Genomic DNA, 15,586 nt, shown 5'->3' with positions numbered 1-15,586 from the left:
GGTTTTGGCGCAGCCTGACCCAAGCGCGCGTCCGAGAAAAGGGGGACGGCGCGTCAATCGTCGAGAATTTCTTTCAGCCGCGCCTGTTCGCTGTCGCTGAGTTTTTCCTCGGGCGTGGGTGCCGCCTGAGACCGTCCGCGCAGGTAGAGCATCCCGACACCAGCCGCAATCAGCAGCATGATCGGCCCCGCCGCCCACAACAGCCAGTTGGCCCCGGTCACCGTGGGTTTGAGCAGAACATATTCACCATAGCGATCGACAATGAATTCGATGGCTTCGTCGTTGCTGTCCCCGGCCACCAGCCGCTCACGCACCAGTAGGCGCAGATCTCGCGCCAGATCCGCGTTGCTTTCATCGATGCTTTCGTTGCGACAGACAAGGCATCGCAAGCCCTGGCTCAAGTCGCGGGCGCGCTGTTCCAGCACCGGGTCATCCAGAACCTCATCGGGTTCCACAGCCATCGCCGAGAGCGGGGCCAAAAGACACGCCAGCAAAGCGGCACAAAGGACAAGCATCCGGGTCATTCCGCGGGCACTCCGCCTTGGGGCGCTTTGCGGGCTCCGGCCGCGACGCGGAACCGGCGATCCGACAGGCTGATGAACCCACCAAGCGCCATCAGGATACAGCCGCCCCAGATCCAGTTGGCAAAGGGCTTGATGTAAGTGCGCACCGTCCAGCCGCCATTGTTCTGCTGATCCCCGATCACGACATAGACGTCGCGCATCAGGCGATAGTCGATGGCCGCCTCGGTCGTGGGCATGCGGGCAACGGGATAATCTCGCTTTTCAGGACGCAGCAGAGCGATTTCACGGCCGTCATCCTCGAGACGCACAAAGCCCATGGTCGAGATATAGTTCGGCCCGGGCACACGCTCGACCATCTCAAGCGTCAACGTGTATCCGCCGACTTCGAACGGCTCGTTGAACTGCACAACGCGGATGTCTTCTTTTTCCCAGGCAGTCAGCCCAGCAACGGCAAAGATCGTGATCCCAAGCCCGGCATGGGCCACGGCCTTGCCCCAATCGGCCCGTGGCAGACGGGCCAACCGGGCCAAGCGGCCCTTGCGCCCCGTTCGGCTCCACAAGTCCATGACCGCGCCAGAGACCACCCAAGCCCCAAGGAAAAGGCCAGCAGGGCCAAGGGTGCTCTGCCCGGTTTGCATCGCCCAGACGAGCAGCGCCAGGGACACCGAAAGAACAAAGGCATAGCGCAGCGACCAAGCAGTCCGACCCAATCGCCCGCGTTTCCACGGCAACATCGACCCAATGGGCAAGGCCAGGCCCAACAACACCATGAACGGTGTAAAGGCAGCGTTGAAGAACGGTGGTCCGACCGACAGTTTCCGGTCAAAGAACATCTCGGCCACGATGGGCCACATCGTGCCGAAGAACACGACGAAACAGCTGACAGCCAGTAGGATGTTGTTCACAACCAACGCGCTTTCCCGGCTGACGATGCCAAACACACCTTTGGCTTCCATCTCTTGCGCACGAGCGGCAAAGAGCGTCAGCGCCCCGCCGGTAAAGAAGGCCAGAATGATCAGGATGAACACGCCCCGCTCGGGGTCGTTGGCAAAGGCATGGACCGAGGTCAGCAGCCCCGAGCGAACGATAAAGGTGCCAATCAGCGAGAACCCAAACGCGAGGATCGCAAGCAGAATGGTCCAGCTTTTCAATGCCTCGCGCTTTTCGACGACAATGGCGGAATGCAGCAAGGCAGCGGCCAACAGCCAGGGCATGAAGGACGCGTTTTCAACCGGGTCCCAGAACCAGAACCCGCCCCAACCTAATTCATAGTAGGCCCACCACGACCCAAGCGCGATGCCGATGGTCAGGAAAACCCAGGCCGCCAACGTCCAGGGCCGCACCCAACGGCCCCAAGCCGCGTCAACACGCCCCTCAATCAAGGCCGCTACGGCAAAGGAGAACGACATGCTCAGGCCAACATAGCCCAGATACAGGAACGGCGGGTGAAAGGCCAAACCAGGGTCTTGGAGCAGCGGGTTCAGGTCCTGCCCATCAAAGGGCGGCACCGCCATGCGCAAAAACGGGTTCGACGTGAACAGGATAAAGGCAAAGAACGCCACCGCGATAGCCGATTGCACGCTCAGCACTCGGGCCCGTAGGCCGGGTGGCAAGTTGCCTCCGAACCAGGCTGCCATGGCGCCAAACAGGGTGACGATCAACACCCACAGCAGCATCGACCCCTCGTGATTCCCCCAGGTGCCGCTGATCTTGTACAGCATCGGCTTGGCGGAGTGGCTGTTGAGCACCACCAGCCGAAGTGAAAAATCCGATGTGACAAAGGCCCATGTCAGCGCGGCAAATGAAAAGGCCGTCAGCAGAAACTGCGCATTTGCGGCAGGTTCTGCCACGGCCATCCAGCCGGACCACCGTTTCTGCGCGCCGACCATGGGCACGATCATCTGAACGACTGCGACCATGAAGGCCAGGATGAGGGCGAAGTGACCAAGCTCTGTAATCATGCTCATTGGTATAGACCGCCCAAGGGGACGGTCCAATCGCTTTCGTGCGAGGTCTCAGCGCATAGTGTCGCGGATCAGGCCGATTTAGGCTGTAGGGCCTTCCAATCCTCCAGCGCCGGATTGTCCGTGGGGGCCAGAGCTTTTACAACCGCGCGGGCGCCATCGCTGGGATTGGCCACGCCGGGGCTGTCCGACCGCATGGTCTGCAGTGTCGCGATATTGGCCATCACCTGCGGTGCCCGGGACATCGTTCCGGCCAGATCACGCTGCAGGTCCTGCACCTTGGCCTGATGGCGCGCGCCAAAATAGAACGACACGATCACGCCCAGCAACCACCACAGCGGCTCTGGCACCAGGGCGATACCCTGCATCCGCGCGGAAAACCACAACGGGTCCACCATTGCCGAAATGAACAGCCCCAAGGTACCAAGCGCCAAGGCTGGACGTGGCAGCCGGTTGAGCCCATCCACGAACCGATCAAACCACCCCTTGCGTGGCACCGCAAACTCGGCCCCGAATTGGGTCATCGCCTGCGTTTGCGTCGATTGCGCCCTCTGCGCGCCTGCTTCGGCGTTCTCGCGGAACACTTCGGCCGTTTCGCGCACGACATTGCGCCCGCCCGCAAACAGCAATTCAAATACGCCTGACATCAAGCCCATGACGATGTCCTTTCGCGAAACTGTACCGCTGTCAGATGATACCGGGGCGAGATGAACTCTTCGGCCCGCTTGATCCAGCCGCCCTTGCCACCACGGCGGGTGCGGGCGTATTTGCGGCTTTGCACACGCCGGTCTGCCAGTCGGAAATAGTAGTTCCGTCGCGCCACGCCGTATGCATCCGAAAAGGCCTGCGCGCCCTGCTCTGCCGCCTTCGCGGCTGCTCCTTCGGTCTGAGGCCCAAGGGCGCCGTCAACAGACACGGTGAACCCCATGTCCCGCAGCAACCGTTGCAAGATCTTCACCGCATTCGCACCGGCGTTGACATACATGTCGAAAACCGAAGCCTGAATGATGCGCGGCAAGCGATCAATACGCGGACGTTTGAAATAGTGTTCGATAAAGATTTCAACGGCTTGGTCACGGGTCAACGCTTTGACATCCGCCACCGACACACGCCCATCTCCGGTCAGATCCATGCCCAACCTTCGCATCGTATGGATGGTCATACCAAAATTCGTTGCACCACCCGGATCATCGGGATCATTCACGTAGCCACCTTCGCGGGCCACGATCTCTTCTGCGATCTGTTCCACTGTCAGCATTGAGTCGGTCCTACATCAGAATAGACGTAGATCACGCCACAGCCCGGTTAACGGGTCCAAAAGAACAAGGGCGCTGCCAAAGCAACGCCCCTTGTTTCGTCTTGTTCCCAATACAGGCGCCGCAGACTGCCAGCGCCAGCCGTCTTCAGCTGTCTTCGCCCTGATAAACGCCTTGTTCCTTCAGAGCATCAACGACCTCTTTCGGCATATAGGTTTCATCATGTTTCGCCAAAATTTCAGAGGCTTGAAAGACACCGTTCACGTAATTTCCGGTTCCAACCATCCCCTGGTTCTCAGCAAACAGATCCGGCAGCACGCCCGAAAACTCGACCGGAATCGTGGCCCCTCCATCGGTTACGGAAAAGCGCACAACCGCCCCCTCACCGCGTTGGATGCTGCCTTCTTCGACCAGTCCACCGATCCGAAACACCTCACTCGGCTGTGGCGGCTCGGCAGCGATCTGGCTGGGCGAGCGAAAGAAGTTGATGCCATCACGCATGGCATAACCAATCAGGCCCGTCGCGACCACAAGGGCCACGACAGCCAGCATGATGACCTGAATACGACGTTGTTTCTTGAGTGACTTCATGGCGACCTCAGCGGTGGCTTAGGGGAACAGCGGCGCCATCATCAGCCCGCGCGTTTCGTCCTCACCTAACATCAGGTTGGCGTTCTGCAAGGCCTGGCCGCTGCTACCTTTTGTCAGGTTATCCAAGGCCCCGATCACGATGGCGCGCCGTTCGATCCGATCTGCTGTCACACCGATGTGGCAGAAGTTCGAGCCGCGCACATGATGCGTCGACGGCGCTTCGCCAAACGGTAGCATCTGGATGAAGGGTTCGTTTTCGTAGGCTTGGCAAAGGGTTTCATAGATGCTCTGCGGATCACCGTGCACATAAGTGGTCGCCAGAATGCCCCGGTTTGCTGGCACCAGATGCGGGGTGAACTGCACATGCACGGTCCGGCCCGCGATCTTGGAAAACTCCTGATCGAACTCACCCAGGTGCCGGTGCGTGCCGCCAACGGCATAGGCGTTGTAACCTTCGCTCAACTCAGCATGGAGTAGATTTTCCTTCAGGCTCCGCCCCGCGCCGGAAACGGCGCATTTCAGGTCCAGAATGATGTCATCCAGATCAATCACGTTGGCCGAAATCAACGGACGCAGCACATATTGCCCCGTCGCTGAATTACAGCCCGTTCCTGCCACCAACCGCGCGTTGCGGATGTCATCCCGATAGAACTCGGTAAGGCCATAAACCGCTTCGGCCTGCTGCTCCAAAGCGATATGCGAATTGCCGTACCACTTTTCGTATTCGGCGGGATCGCGCAGCCGGAAGTCCGCCGACAGGTCCACGATCTTCAGCGTCTTGGGCAGTTCGCGAATGACCTCTTGGCTGGTCTTGTGCGGCAACGCGCAGAAACACAGGTCGATCTGGCTGAAATCGATCTCGCCGATCTTGCACAGGTCCGGCAGATCCATGTGGCGCAGGTGCGGGAACACCTGTGCCATGCTCATGCCCGCCTTACGCTCGGCGGCAAGCGCCACGATGTCCATGTTCGGGTGCTCGGCGATCAGCCTTACCAGTTCGGCGCCGGTGTAACCGCTGGCGCCCAGAATTGCGATTTTGTGGGTCATGTCAGACCTCTTCTCTTCAAATGTCGTGCAGTCATGGACCGCCACGTCGCGGTCCGGAGTTACCGGGCAAGATGCCCGCCGTCCTTGATCAGGGTCAAGCGGCTTGAAAGGTGATTTGTCGTCGGAGGAATTGCGTCGCCCGGTCACTGACGCGGGTCGGGTTGCCCGTGGTCAGATAACCCGCCTCGCCCGAACCCAGCATATGCGGGTGCCGATCCAGATAGTCGGCCAATGAATCGGCCACGAGCCGCCCTTGGCTGAACACCTTGACGTCCGGGCCCAATGCGGCCTGAAACGCCTCTTCCATCAGCGGATAATGCGTGCAGCCCAGAATGGCGGCCTGCGGATGGGGCATCTTGCGTTGCAAGGCCTCGACATGCGAACGCACCAACGCTTCGGCCAGGATCATATCGCCGTCTTCGATGGCGTCGACCACGCCGCCACAGGCCTGCGCTTCGACATCGACGCCGATGGCACGGAACGCGAGTTCCCGCTGAAACGCACGGCTCATCACGGTCGCGGGCGTGGCAAACAAAGCGACATGTTTGGTTTCCACCTCACGCGGGGGGGAGTTGTCGCCCCAGTTCCGCTCGGTCAGCGCCTCGATCAACGGCACAAACACACCTAGCACACGCTTGCCTTCGGGCACGCCCGCCTCTTGCATCCGGCGCAGGGCCGCAGCGCTTGCGGTGTTGCAGGCCAGGATCACCAAGTTGCAGCCTGCATCCCAAAGATGATGCACCGCCTTGTTGGTGAGTTGAAAGATGTCTTCGGCGTCGCGCACACCGTAAGGCGCGTGATCACTGTCTGCGAAATACAGAAAATCCACATCCCGCAGCCGCTTTTGCGCTGCGTTCAGGACAGTCAATCCGCCCAGACCAGAATCAAAGATACCTACTGCCATTTGCCCCTTAGGCGCGATGCCGTTCCTCAAACTCATAGCCGTAGTCGTAAGACTTCAACGGCTTCGGAGACAGCTCATACGTGGCTTTGCGCAGGAAATCCATCATCGCGCGGCTATCTTTTGCCATCGGGTCCAGAATGTCACGGCCAATGGGGTCACCGACAACCACTTTGACCGGCGTATCGACGCGTTTTTTGAACTCTTTGATCAAAAGCCCCATGCGCAGTGTGTTGTGCAAATGGCTGGCGATCTGGAACAGGCGGCTGGTATGGCCGTCGAAGTAGACCGGGACGACCGTGGCGTTCGATTTACCCACCATTCGCGCCGTAAACCCGCGCCAGCCGGGATCCATCGGCTGACCAAAGGGCTTGACCGCAGTACTTACAGTGCCACCCGGGAAAATCCCAATCGCGCCGCCCCGACCCAGGTAATTCAGCGAGGTTTTGCGCGTGTCCAGGTTCAGCTTCATCGCCTCTTTCGTCTGATCGAACGAGATTGGCAGGATGATGCGGTTGATGTCTTCGGCCTTGCGGAACACGCGATGTGCCAGAATACGGAAATCACCGCGCGTCTGAGACAGGATATGACCCATCATCAACCCATCCAGAATGCCATAAGGATGGTTCGCGATCAGAATCACTGGGCCATCTTTGGGGATGTTCGACAGGGACCCCCCAATCACATTCAAAGACAGGCCATAGCGTTCAACCATGACCGACCAGAAGTCGCGCCCGTTGGCCACCTCATGCTCATACCCATCCGCCCGCTTGATCAGCCCGATCCGTCCGGTCGAGTTCTCCATCAGCCGGATAACAGTACGGCCACCTTTGGTGGCTGCTGAATGAGCGTAGGAAATGTCGCGTGCGATATGACGGCGCGAGGTCATGGTCTTCTCCGTTTGGATGCCCGTTAGATAAGAACGGGCATCCATTTTGCAAAGATTGCATGACAGCAGTGTGACGGTATTACTCAGCCGCCTGTTTCAGATCAGCACCACCCTGACGGATCGCGGCGAGCAGCTCTTCACGACGCTTGGCGGCCTTGGCCTCATTTTGCAATTTGACAGGACCAAAGCCGCGAATATCCAGAGGCAACCGCGCAAGGGCGCAAACTGCGTCCTTGGTTTCCGGACTTACCTTGGCCAGCGCATCCTTCATGTCTTTTTCGTACTGACGGATCAATGCGCGTTCCATCTTGCGCTCGGCGGTATAGCCAAAGATATCGAGCGGCGTACCCCGCAGGCCTTTCATTCGTGACAGTAGCTTCATGGGCCCAAGCATCCACTCCCCGAACTCGCGCTTCTTGGGGCGCCCATCCGGTCCCGTGCCGCCCAGGATCGGCGGCGCCAGATGCAGGGTCATCTTCAGGTCGCCGTCAAACTCGGCCGCGGCCTTGCTCCGGCTGTCGAGCAGCAGGCGCGCAACCTCGTATTCATCCTTGTAGGACAAGAGCTTGTGATAGCCCAAGGCCACCGCCTCTTTCAATTCGGCATCCTCAATCCCCTCGAGCATCTTGGCATAGCGTTTCGCCAGTCGTTTGCTCTGATAAGCAGTCAGATGATCGGCGCGAAAGGCGATCTTTTCGTCCAGCGACTTGGGCAGCTCGACCACATTGGGTGTCAGCACCTTGGCCACCTGATCAGGATGCAGCACGGCCCAACGGCCAATCTCGAACGCGCGTTTGTTGCGTTCTACAGCAGCGCCATTCAGGTCAATAGCACCCATGATCGCGTCATGGCTCAGCGGCAAAAGTCCGCGCTGCCACGCGGCGCCAAAGACCATCATGTTCGAGAAGATGGAATCGCCCATGACATCCCGCGCCAGATCAGAGGCATCAAAGAGCGCCAGCCGCTCTTTCAGTCGCGCCTCCAGCGCCAGTTCCAGCCGGTCGGACGGGATCTGGAACTCGGTATCGCGAGTGAAATCACCGGTGATGATTTCATGAGAGTTGACCACGGCACCGGCCGTTTCGTTGCGCAGCAGACCAATGGTCTTGGCCCCGGCACTCACAACCAGATCGCCGCCGATCAGCGCATCACATTCACCGGTGGCTACACGGATGGCGCTGATGTCGTCGGGGTCATTGGCCAGACGGCAATGGATGTGAACCGCCCCGCCCTTTTGCGCCAGCCCGGCCATTTCCATCATGCCGGCACCCTTGCCGTCGATCTGAGCGGCCTGAGCAAGCACTGCGCCGATGGTCACGACACCGGTACCACCCACGCCCGTGATCACCACATTGTGGGTGCCGTTGATTGTCGGCACCACCGGCATCGGCAGGTCCGGCAGATCAATCTCGGTCGTGGCTTCCTTGCGCAGCTTGGCGCCCTCGAGCGTGACAAACGACGGACAGAAGCCTTTGACGCAAGAGAAGTCCTTGTTGCAGCTGGATTGGTCAATTGCCCGCTTGCGGCCCAATTCGGTTTCCTTGGGCACGATCGAGACACAGTTCGACTGCACCCCGCAGTCGCCGCAGCCTTCGCATATATCGGTATTGATGAACACGCGCTTGTCGGGATCAGGGAATGTGCCCCGTTTGCGGCGGCGGCGCTTTTCGGCGGCGCAGGTCTGGATATATACGATGACGCTGACGCCTTCGATCTCGCGGAACTTCTCCTGCACGTTCATCAATTCGGCGCGCTCATGGGTCTCGATGCCCGCAGGCAACGCCTTGAAGTTCACGTCTTCTTTCTCGTCGTAGACAACAGCGACGTCCTTGACCCCCATCGCCTTGACCTCGGCCACAATGCGTTCTGCGCTCAGGCCACCCTCGTTGTCCTGTCCCCCCGTCATCGCGACGGCATCATTGTACAGGATTTTGTAGGTGATGTTCGTTCCGGCGGCCAAGGCAGCACGGATCGCCTGGACACCCGAATGGTTGTAGGTACCGTCGCCCAGGTTCTGGAACACGTGATCGGTGGTCGAAAACGGCGCCTCGCCGATCCAGTTCGCCCCTTCGCCGCCCATGTGGGTATACCCCAGCGTTTCGCGGTCCATCCACTGCACCATGAAATGGCACCCGATCCCGGCATAAGCCCGGCTGCCATCTGGCACCTTCGTTCCAGTGTTGTGCGGACAGCCCGAGCAGAAATACGGCAGGCGCGCCGCGATCTCTTGCGCGTTATCGGCGCGCCGTGCGTCATCGAGCGCCTGTAGGCCCGCCCGAACGCCGTCGGTATCATGACCCTCATCGATCAGGATTTGCCCCAGCTTCTCGGCAATCATGATCGGATCCAGCGCGCCGCGCGTCGGGAACAGCTCTTCGCCATGCATCGAGCCCGCACCGCCACCTTTGTGCCAGCCATAGACACGACGTCCACGGCGGTCGTCAAAGATGGCTTCCTTGATCTGAACCTCGATCAGCTTGCGCTTTTCCTCGACCACCACGATCAGGTCGAGGCCCTCGGCCCAATCGTGGAACCCTTTCATGTCCAGCGGGAAAACCTGTCCCACTTTATAGGTGGTGATGCCCAACCGTTCGGCTTCGGCCTCGTCAATGTTGAGCAGTGCCATCGCATGGACCAGATCCAGCCAGTTCTTGCCCGCCGCGACAAAGCCGATCTTGGCCCCGGATTTGCCCCAGACACGTTTGTCCATCTTGTTGGCATGACTAAACGCCTCGGCCGCAAAGCGTTTGTGGTCGATGATCCGCGCCTCTTGCGGGGTGCGGTCGTCGACCAGCCGGATGTTCAGCCCGCCCTCGGGCATGTCGAACTCAGGCGTGACGATCTGCATCCGGTCCGGGTCGCCATCGACCACCGATGTGACTTCGATCGTGTCTTTCATCGTCTTCAGGCCAACCCACAGACCCGAGAAACGCGACAGAGCCATGCCGTACAAACCATAATCCAGGATTTCCTGAACACCCGCGGGGCTGACGATGGGCATGTACGCATCCATCAAGGCCCATTCCGACTGGTGCAACACGGTCGAGCTTTCGCCTGTGTGGTCATCCCCCATGGCCATGACGACGCCGCCCAACGGCGCGGTGCCCGCCATATTCGCGTGCCGGATCGCATCGCCCGAACGGTCGACGCCCGGCCCCTTGCCGTACCACAGGCCAAAGACGCCGTCGTACTTGCCGTCGCCACGCAAACCCGCCTGTTGCGCCCCCCACAGCGCGGTGGCCGCCAGATCCTCGTTCAGACCGAATTGAAACGTGACGTCAGATTCAGCCAGCTGTTTGGCAGCACGGTTCATCTGCATATCAACGGCGCCCAAGGGTGAGCCGCGATAACCTGTCACCAGCCCCGCCGTATTGTGGCCTGCCGCCTCGTCCCGCGCCTTTTGCATCAGCATCAAGCGAACCAGCGCCTGTGTGCCATTCAACAGGACCTGTTTCTTGCTCAGGTCAAAGCGGTCGTTCAGCGAAATTTCGTGCTGACTCATCAAACGTCTCCCCACGTAAGATTAGTTTGCCGGGGTATTTTCCCCTCTCACCACCCACTTTAGGTCACAATTGCTGACCTGTATAGTCGCTTTTTTTCCCGCTGCGACAGCAAGACGGTTGATTGTAGCCTTTGGCATGCCATTGATATAGTGCGTCGGCTCCAAATCGAAAGTTGGGACAATGGACTGGGATAAACTGAGAATTTTTCACGCCGTGGCCGACGCGGGCAGCTTGACCCATGCCGGGGACAAACTGAATTTGTCGCAATCTGCTGTCAGCCGCCAAATCCGCGCGCTTGAGGAATCCTTGAATTCGACCCTCTTCCACCGACACGCACGCGGCCTGATTCTGACGGAACAGGGAGAGCTGTTGTTCGATGCCACCAGCGCCATGACCAAACGCCTTGATGCTGCTGCAGCGCGCATTCGCGACAGCGAGGAAGAAGTCTTTGGCGAACTGCGTGTCACCACCACATTCGGGTTCGGCACTCTGTGGCTGGCTCCGCGCCTACCCAAGCTCTATGAAAAATATCCGGACCTCAAGGTCGATCTGATGCTGGAAGAGCGCGTATTGGACCTGCCCATGCGCGAAGCCGATGTTGCAATCCGCATGAAGGAACCCAGCCAGGCCGATCTGATCCGCAAGCGACTGATGACAGTGCGCATGCAGCTCTATGCTTCGCGTGAATATCTCAACGAGCATGGCACGCCGACGGGAATCGTTGATATCGTCAAACATCGATTGATTTGTCAGAACACCAGCGCCGCGCAGGTTGGGGCCGGTGCGACGTTGGTCCAGACCTTGATGGCGCATAATCCGCAATCGCTGCTGACGGTGAACAACTACTTTGGCGTTCTGCAGGGTGTGTTGCACAACTTGGGGATTGGCGTGCTGCCTGATTACGTGACCCAGGATTTCCCGGATCTGGTGCATGTCATGACCGAGACGGAGTCTGCCGATGTCCCAGTATTCTTGGCCTATCCCGAGGAATTGCGGCACTCGCAACGGGTCGCGGCCTTCAAGGATTTTGTCCAGGACGAGATCATCGCGCACCGCAAACAGTTGCGACAGCAAGGAAAAATCTGAGCTATGCATTCCAGGCATATCGGGAATGTCAAGAGCGTGACATTATAAGCCTTGATCGTTCACAAAGTGCCACCTAAATGAACTCTCGAAGGCGATGATGCTGAAACGCTGGTCACCTTCATACCTCCCTGTTGGACTACGGCCGAGCTTAGTGCTCGGCCTTTTTTTTCTTGCCGATCGTCCTGACAGGCCGGAAAATCCGATACGAAATCGCACTCGGACTATTCTTTAGCTCGTAACATTGCCCTATGAACTCGGCGCTTGGTTGAGTAAGCTTCGCAAAACAAACCAAAATCCGTTTCGAGGGCAAATTTATGGTCTACTTGTTTCGATTGCTTGCTGTGCTGGTGTTTACCAGCGTGCTCGCGGTCCCACTGCATGCGCAGGTTCCTGTATCGACATCCAGTGGGTCCACCACATCTTCATCCGCACCTGTTGTACCCGAAGACCTGTCCCCTGATCAGGTGGACGATCTCGTGGCGCGCATGTCCGATGACCAGGTTCGTGCGCTTCTTCTCGAACGACTGGATGCGGTTGCGGAACAGCAGACCCAAGCGGCCCCAGAGAAAAGCATTCTGACCGTCATTCGCGAGCTGGGAACCAACATGGTCCTCGGATGGGTCCATGTCTTGCAGCAGGTCCCCAATCTGGTGTCGGGTCAGTTGCAGGCTTTTGCCAACTTTGCAGCGTCATTTGGCTCCGGTGAAATGGTGGCGATGTTCGGCTACATTCTGGCTGCACTTTTGGCCGGTTATGGTGCTGAAAAACTCGTTGTTTGGCTTGTTCTACGACGAGCGCGGGCCGAGACTGGCCAAGAGGCGGACAACCTCTGGTCCACAGTCGGTTTCTTGTTCCGCCGGTTCTGCCGTGAATTGCTGGGGTTGGTCGTTTTTTATGTTGTCCTGCGTTTTGTCGGAACCCAACTTCTGTCGGCCGAAGAACTGACATTTGCCGCCCCATTGGTTTTCTATCTGATCTGGATTCCACGCCTTGGCGCCGCGATTTCGCGATTTGTGCTGGCCCCGAACCGAGCTGACTTGCGATTGGTAAATGTCTCGGACAAATGGGCCAAATACTTGCACCGCAATCTCATCGGCCTGTTTCTGCTGGGTGGCTTCACAATATTTATTGTTGGCTTCAACCAGGCGAACGGCGTTCCGATGGGCGAAACGCGATTGGGCTTTTGGCTGAACACATCCGTCCATATCTATATCGGCATCATCGCTTGGCGCGCCCGCGAGGGCCTGAGCGACATGATGCGCGGAACCGACCCCGACCGCTCGCGCTTTGACGAGGCCGTAGCAAAGGCATATCCCTTCATGGCGATCGGTGTTTCCTTTGTGATGTGGCTTGTGGTCGAAATGATCATCGGTTCCGGGGACCGCCGGTTGCTGATGCTTCTCGGGACCGCTCCGCATTACACCACGATGTTCTGGTTGCTGATGGCGCCCGCCATCGACACGCTGATCCGCGGTCTGGTGCGCCATCTGGCACCGCCGATGATGGGCGATGGTCCAATTGCTGAACGTGCCTATAAATCAACAAAGCGCAGCTACATTCGCATTGGTCGGGTTCTGGCCGGCATATTCGTGATCCTGCAGATTGCCAACGTCTGGGAAATCGACCTGCGAAACGTTGCAGCTGCTGGTGTCGGACACGACGTGGCCGGTGCTTTGGTCGAATTCCTTATGATCGTGGCAATTGGCTATATCTTGAACGAGGTCGTCTCGCTCTGGATCAACCGTCGTCTGGCGGCAGAAATGACCGCCAGCGAACAGAGCCCGGACGAGGAAGCCGGCGAAGGAGGCGGCGCAGGCGGTTCGCGCCTGGCAACCGTTCTGCCGCTTTTGCGGGTCAGTGCGCAGGTGGCGATCTCGGTCATCTTTGGCCTGCTGGCGATCGGTGCTTTGGGTGTCGACATTACCCCGCTTCTGGCCGGTGCCGGTATCTTGGGTCTGGCCATCGGTTTCGGTGCGCAGAAACTGGTCGCTGACATCGTGGGAGGGATTTTCTTCCTGATCGACGACGCGTTCCGCGTGGGCGAATATGTTGATGTCGGCGGCACCATGGGTACGGTCGAAAAGATCTCGATCCGCTCGATGCAGTTGCGTCACCATCGCGGCGCGGTTCATACGATCCCCTATGGTGAAATCCAGAAGCTGACCAACTTCAGCCGTGACTGGGTGATCATGAAACTCAAGTTCACCGTGCCCTTCGACACCGACCCCAACAAGGTCAAGAAGATCTTCAAGAAGATCGGCGCCGAGATGATGCAGGACGAGGTTCACAAGGATGGCTTCCTGCAGCCGTTCAAATCGCAAGGTGTCTTTGACTTTGACGATGTCGGCATGATCATCCGAGGCAAGTTCATGGCCAAGCCCGGCAAGCAGTTCACATTGCGCAAAGAAATCTTCAACCGCGTCAAGACGTCGTTCAACGAGGCAGGGATTGACTTTGCCCGCCGCGAGGTGCGCGTTGCCATTCCGGGCATGGAGGACCACGACAACATGACTGACGAACAGAAGACGGCTGTTGCGGCTGCTGCGTCCGAGGCTTCCAACCAACAGGGGCAAGCCGCGCCGCCTGCTGACGATCGCTAAACACTGTCCCGCCCCGGCTTTAAACCGGGGCGGAATCCTTTGATTGTATTCGCCACGAGAGCACCTTGAAACGCACGTGTTTTGTCGCTGTACTATGGACCTTCATCGTGTCCAGCCAAGTCCAAGCATCCGGGGTTGTCGACGCCCAGGTGGATGATTTCGACGATGTCCAAAAAGAAGAAACCGTCGGAGTGCGCGAAGGCTCTGTGGTTGTCGCCCCGATCCCCTTTTCCAATCCGACCATAGGATCAGGCCTGGTTCTGGGAGCAGGCTATCTGTTCAACATCGACGAAGGGTCCGACCCGTCACTCTTGGGTCTCGCCGCGTTGCGTTCGGACAATGGCAGCGAAGGGTACGGACTGGCGGCAAATTTCTATTTCGACAACAACCATTGGCAAATCGAGACGCTTTTTGCCAACGCCCAGATCAACTATGACCTCTATACGCCGACGGCCCCCTTGCCCATCAGCCAAAGCGGCATCCTGGCCCGTGCCAGCCTGTCCTATGGGTTCACGCAGGACGCATCTGTTGGAATGTCGTTGCGCTACCTGAACACCGACATCAACCCGGCTTCCCCAGGGCTGCCCCCAATCCCGCCACCCTTTGACCAATTCCTGAACGTTGAGATCGCCAACATCGGTCTTGTGGGGAAATGGGACACCCGCGACGACACCATCTATCCCACCAACGGCTTCATCGTCGAAGGCGAGGTCACCCAGGGGTACACGCTGGCGGGTCTGACAGACGACTATGGCAAGGGGTGGATCAATTTCACCCACTACATGCAACCCTTTCAAAGAGCCGTCATCGCGACGCGTCTTTCAACCTGCGCCGTGTCGACCACGACGCCCTTCTTCGATCAATGCTCTTTAGGTGGCACAGACGGGTTTCGTGGGTTCTCGGCCACGCAGTTCTTGGATTTTCGGTCCCTTTCGGCTCAAGTAGAGTTTCGTCGGCAGTTTACCGACAGATTGGGAGCCATCGCATTTGCCGGAGTGGGTATGGTCGGCCCCCAATTCAACGAACTCAAGATCGGCGGCACGCACAGCTCCTACGGCTTGGGTGCCCGCTATCGCGTGTCCAAGAAGTTTCCGGTGGATTTTTCGATCGACTATTCCCGAAACAGCGAGCGCGAAGATCAGCTCTATATCTACGTCGGGCAACGCTTCTGACGACCCACCCGACCTCCTGTGCGTTCTTGGCTCTTTCCACCGGCGCGCCCTTG

General features: G+C 58.7%; 12 protein-coding genes. 3 read left to right on the top strand and 9 right to left on the bottom strand.

The annotated features are described in order from the left end of the window. Positions 1-53: 53 nt before the first annotated feature. The 9 genes from TRM7615_RS10970 to TRM7615_RS10930 form a co-directional block, all read right to left on the bottom strand. The gene (locus TRM7615_RS10970) at positions 54-515 is read right to left on the bottom strand and encodes a cytochrome c-type biogenesis protein (RefSeq protein WP_235824082.1); all 462 of its coding nucleotides are present in this window, start codon (positions 513-515) and stop codon (positions 54-56) included. Positions 516-520: 5 nt separating this feature from the next. Beyond that, positions 521-2,485 (bottom strand): heme lyase CcmF/NrfE family subunit, encoded by a 1,965-nt coding sequence (locus tag TRM7615_RS10965; RefSeq protein WP_108787957.1) that lies wholly within the window; start codon positions 2,483-2,485, stop codon positions 521-523. A 74-nt stretch (positions 2,486-2,559) separates the two neighbouring features. After that, positions 2,560-3,144, bottom strand: a complete 585-nt coding sequence (locus TRM7615_RS10960; protein WP_108787416.1) for a holin family protein — start codon at positions 3,142-3,144, stop codon at positions 2,560-2,562. Then, positions 3,135-3,746, bottom strand: coding sequence for a holin-associated N-acetylmuramidase (locus tag TRM7615_RS10955; protein WP_108787414.1), 612 nt, complete (start codon positions 3,744-3,746; stop codon positions 3,135-3,137). Before TRM7615_RS10955 ends, TRM7615_RS10960 begins: the two co-directional genes overlap by 10 nt. Before the next feature lie 145 nt (positions 3,747-3,891). Then, positions 3,892-4,335, bottom strand: coding sequence for a cytochrome c maturation protein CcmE (gene ccmE, locus TRM7615_RS10950; RefSeq protein ID WP_108787412.1), 444 nt, complete (start codon positions 4,333-4,335; stop codon positions 3,892-3,894). Positions 4,336-4,353: 18 nt separating this feature from the next. Beyond that, positions 4,354-5,382 carry an N-acetyl-gamma-glutamyl-phosphate reductase gene (argC, locus tag TRM7615_RS10945; RefSeq protein ID WP_108787410.1) on the bottom strand — a complete coding sequence of 343 codons (1,029 nt, stop codon included), beginning with the start codon at positions 5,380-5,382 and terminating at the stop codon, positions 4,354-4,356. A gap of 94 nt (positions 5,383-5,476) precedes the next feature. Next, complete coding sequence (locus TRM7615_RS10940) at positions 5,477-6,286, bottom strand: glutamate racemase (protein ID WP_108787408.1); 810 nt, start codon at positions 6,284-6,286, stop codon at positions 5,477-5,479. Between the two features lie 7 nt (positions 6,287-6,293). Next, positions 6,294-7,172 (bottom strand): lysophospholipid acyltransferase family protein, encoded by an 879-nt coding sequence (locus TRM7615_RS10935; RefSeq protein WP_108787406.1) that lies wholly within the window; start codon positions 7,170-7,172, stop codon positions 6,294-6,296. A 79-nt stretch (positions 7,173-7,251) separates the two neighbouring features. Beyond that, complete coding sequence (locus TRM7615_RS10930) at positions 7,252-10,674, bottom strand: indolepyruvate ferredoxin oxidoreductase family protein (RefSeq protein WP_108787404.1); 3,423 nt, start codon at positions 10,672-10,674, stop codon at positions 7,252-7,254. Positions 10,675-10,855: 181 nt separating this feature from the next. Here TRM7615_RS10930 and TRM7615_RS10925 point away from each other — a divergent pair, with 181 nt between their 5' ends. The 3 genes from TRM7615_RS10925 (at position 10,856) to TRM7615_RS10915 (ending at position 15,533) form a co-directional block, all read left to right on the top strand. Then, positions 10,856-11,761: a LysR family transcriptional regulator gene (locus tag TRM7615_RS10925; RefSeq protein WP_108787402.1), complete on the top strand. Its 906-nt coding sequence runs from the start codon at positions 10,856-10,858 to the stop codon at positions 11,759-11,761. Between the two features lie 314 nt (positions 11,762-12,075). Continuing rightward, positions 12,076-14,361, top strand: a complete 2,286-nt coding sequence (locus TRM7615_RS10920) for a mechanosensitive ion channel family protein (protein ID WP_108787400.1) — start codon at positions 12,076-12,078, stop codon at positions 14,359-14,361. A gap of 65 nt (positions 14,362-14,426) precedes the next feature. Beyond that, entirely contained in the window at positions 14,427-15,533 is a 1,107-nt protein-coding gene (locus TRM7615_RS10915) for a BamA/TamA family outer membrane protein (RefSeq protein WP_235824065.1), read from the top strand. Positions 15,534-15,586 lie beyond the last annotated feature (53 nt).

The sequence above is a fragment of the Falsiruegeria mediterranea M17 genome, from assembly GCF_900302455.1.
Classification (GTDB): domain Bacteria; phylum Pseudomonadota; class Alphaproteobacteria; order Rhodobacterales; family Rhodobacteraceae; genus Falsiruegeria; species Falsiruegeria mediterranea.
Note: the sequence above shows the minus strand (reverse complement) of the source record. Positions and strands in the feature narration are given on the sequence as shown.

What these genes read in the sequence shown, in the direction of transcription:
- TRM7615_RS10970 (WP_235824082.1), bottom strand. Translation starts at nt 515, where the DNA reads ATGCTTGTCCTTTGTGCCGCTTTGCTGGCGTGTCTTTTGGCCCCGCTC.
- TRM7615_RS10965 (WP_108787957.1), bottom strand. Translation starts at nt 2,485, where the DNA reads ATGATTACAGAGCTTGGTCACTTCGCCCTCATCCTGGCCTTCATGGTC.
- TRM7615_RS10960 (WP_108787416.1), bottom strand. Translation starts at nt 3,144, where the DNA reads ATGGGCTTGATGTCAGGCGTATTTGAATTGCTGTTTGCGGGCGGGCGC.
- TRM7615_RS10955 (WP_108787414.1), bottom strand. Translation starts at nt 3,746, where the DNA reads ATGCTGACAGTGGAACAGATCGCAGAAGAGATCGTGGCCCGCGAAGGT.
- ccmE (WP_108787412.1), bottom strand. Translation starts at nt 4,335, where the DNA reads ATGAAGTCACTCAAGAAACAACGTCGTATTCAGGTCATCATGCTGGCT.
- argC (WP_108787410.1), bottom strand. Translation starts at nt 5,382, where the DNA reads ATGACCCACAAAATCGCAATTCTGGGCGCCAGCGGTTACACCGGCGCC.
- TRM7615_RS10940 (WP_108787408.1), bottom strand. Translation starts at nt 6,286, where the DNA reads ATGGCAGTAGGTATCTTTGATTCTGGTCTGGGCGGATTGACTGTCCTG.
- TRM7615_RS10935 (WP_108787406.1), bottom strand. Translation starts at nt 7,172, where the DNA reads ATGACCTCGCGCCGTCATATCGCACGCGACATTTCCTACGCTCATTCA.
- TRM7615_RS10930 (WP_108787404.1), bottom strand. Translation starts at nt 10,674, where the DNA reads ATGAGTCAGCACGAAATTTCGCTGAACGACCGCTTTGACCTGAGCAAG.
- TRM7615_RS10925 (WP_108787402.1), top strand. Translation starts at nt 10,856, where the DNA reads ATGGACTGGGATAAACTGAGAATTTTTCACGCCGTGGCCGACGCGGGC.
- TRM7615_RS10920 (WP_108787400.1), top strand. Translation starts at nt 12,076, where the DNA reads ATGGTCTACTTGTTTCGATTGCTTGCTGTGCTGGTGTTTACCAGCGTG.